Source organism: Microvirga massiliensis (assembly GCF_001006805.1).
Taxonomy (GTDB): Bacteria; Pseudomonadota; Alphaproteobacteria; order Rhizobiales; family Beijerinckiaceae; genus Microvirga; species Microvirga massiliensis.
The window spans coordinates 38362-40830 of the sequence record NZ_LN811363.1; the positions used below are offsets into that span (position 1 = coordinate 38362).

General features: G+C 62.6%; 3 protein-coding genes. All 3 read left to right on the forward strand.

The genetic code is table 11. The annotated features are described in order from the left end of the window. Window positions 1-611: trehalase family glycosidase (locus tag BN1233_RS32525; RefSeq protein WP_046867820.1), on the forward strand; the 611-nt coding region annotated here is incomplete at its 5' end. A gap of 320 nt (window positions 612-931) precedes the next feature. Then, entirely contained in the window at window positions 932-1729 is a 798-nt protein-coding gene (locus BN1233_RS32530; protein ID WP_046867821.1) for a bestrophin-like domain, read from the forward strand. A gap of 325 nt (window positions 1730-2054) precedes the next feature. Continuing rightward, window positions 2055-2469 (forward strand): transposase (locus BN1233_RS32535; RefSeq protein ID WP_046867982.1); only part of this gene is annotated, 415 nt, incomplete at its 3' end.

Below are 2469 nucleotides of genomic sequence, written 5' to 3' on the forward strand. Positions count from 1 at the left end.
AATTCAGGGCCCGTGCCGCCCTTCGCAAAGCCGCCGTGCAGCGCTATCTGTGGGACGATGGCAAGGGCATCTACACCGATTACCTTTGGCGCGAGGGCAGGCCGACCGGGAGGGTGACCGCAGCGAGTCTCTTTCCGCTGTTTTTCGGTCTCGCCAGCCGAGCTCAGGCAGATCGTGTCGCGGAGGTCGTGCGAGCCCGGCTCCTGAAGCCGGGCGGCCTCGTGACGACGACGATCCAGTCGGGTCAGCAATGGGACGCGCCGAACGGCTGGGCGCCTATGCAGTGGATCGCGATCGTGGGTCTGAGCGATTACGGCAGGAGAGCCATTGCTCAAACGATCGCGCGGCGCTGGATCGGCAGGGTCGTGAGCGCCTATCGCAGCACCGGCAAGCTCATGGAAAAATACAACGTGGTCGATCCCTCGCTCGCCGCCGGCGGTGGCGAATATCCGGGCCAGGACGGCTTCGGCTGGACGAATGGCGTGTTGAGAAAGATGCTTGTGCTCGATCGTGGTGCCGCGGCGGACATTCGCCGCGCGAGCCCTGTCGCGAACGACAATCTGCCCTCGAGCCGGTCGCGATCCGACAGAAGACCGAATGCTGCGCGCTAAGCAGGATTGCGTGGGCGACCTCACGAATGCCGCCGCGCTCACGAAGGCACAGGGCCACATCATTCGTGTGACAGCCAGTAGAACTCCGCTTAGTCCAAGAAGAAAGCTGGATTTTACTCTTGGGTTTGGCGCGTCCGGTGCCATGCTTCAGCGCCGTAGTGTCTGCACTCCCGGTGAAGGGTTCATCCGGCGTTGCTCCATCTCGGCAGTCGAGGTGCTAGGCTGACGATCGCCTTGCACCCGGGCGAATCATCCGACTGCCTGGGAGACGCATCTGGTCCCGGTCGCCCGTTCCGGATGAGCGGCCACTGCCCGGGGGCATGATGACGGCCATTCTGGAGTTGCCGACCTGGTTGGGCTGTGGGCTGGCGGTGCTGGCCGGGGTCGTGTGCTCGGTCCTGCCTCTCGTGGCGGTCCGTTGGTTCATGACGAGGGAGTTGAACCCGAAGACCCGTGAGGTGGCCGAGACTGTCGCGGTCCGCGTCGGAACCGTGCATGCCCTCATCCTGGCGCTCGTCTTTGCGGAGGCGCAATCAACCCATACCGACCTTCAGCAACAGGTCTCCAAGGAGGTCACGGCCCTCGAGCACGTGGCGCTGCGGCTCGACCAGTGGAACGGGCCCGAGGAGGACGCCCTGATCAACCAGCTTGCAGCTTATGTCAGAGCCGTGTTGCAGACGGAATGGCAGGTGAGCCTGCACCCCGACGGCAGCACGGCCGCCAAGCAGGCCTACAACAATCTCGATGCCGCCATCCTGGACCTGCCGGCCGACAGCCCGCGGCAGCAAGCGCTCCGCGATCGGATGATCTCGGATATGGACACCCTTCAGGAACACAGGCGGGACCGGCTGTCGCTGTTTCACCGCGCCATCCCCGGCCTGTTCTGGTGGATGGCGCTGGCGGGCTTTGCCATTACGGTATTGTTCTTCTTCGTCTTCCCGGAGACGCCTTTGCACATCGCAATGCTGGGGGTGTACGGGGCCTATACCGGGCTCGTGCTCTACTTCATTCTGGCGCTCAGCCACCCCTATGTCGGTCCGGCGGCCATCGACACGTCACCTTACGAAATGGTGCTCGAGACCGAGCTGAGCCCGCGCCCGTCCGCCGCGATGCCGTGAGGGCAACTGCGGCAGCAAAGACCGCCAGTTGCCTGGTAAAGGAATGATCCGAAAGGAATTCAGCCTCTTCGACGCGGCGGGAAATTTCGTGAGGCGGGGATGACAACGAGGGATTTGAAGCTGGTCTTGATCACAGGTGATCTCCAAATCCGCAGCAATGGAAATGGTCCGAAGAACGTGGAAAAGCGGTCGTTCCTCTGGCGCGTTCTGTGACCGAAGTTGACCGAGGCTGTGTGAAAACGGGTTGATTTGGTAGAGTGGATCGCGATCAGCGGAGGTCGGGACGAAGCGTTTCGTCGAGGGCGAGGATCGCCGGCAAGCGACACTGCTTCCCGATTGTTTGGACGACTACATTACTAAGGACAATCCTGTCCGCGTCATCGAGGTCTTCATCGACGAACTCGATTTGGTCGCCATGGGGTTTGCCGGAATGGTGCCGGCGGTGACCGGACGGCCTGCCTATCACCCAGCCGTCCTGCTCAAGATCTATCTCTACGGCTATCTCAACCGTATCCCGTCCAGCCGGCGGCTGGAGCGCGAGAGCCAGCGCAATGTCGAGCTGATGTGGCTGACCGGCCGCTTGATGCCGGACTTCAAGACGATCGCGGACTTTCGTCGCGACAACGGACCGGCGATCCGCGCGGCCTGTGCCCAGTTCGTCGTGCTGTGTCGTCAGTTCAATCTGTTCACCCAGGCGGTTGTCGCCGTCGACGGGAGCAAGTTCAAGGCCGTCAACACCC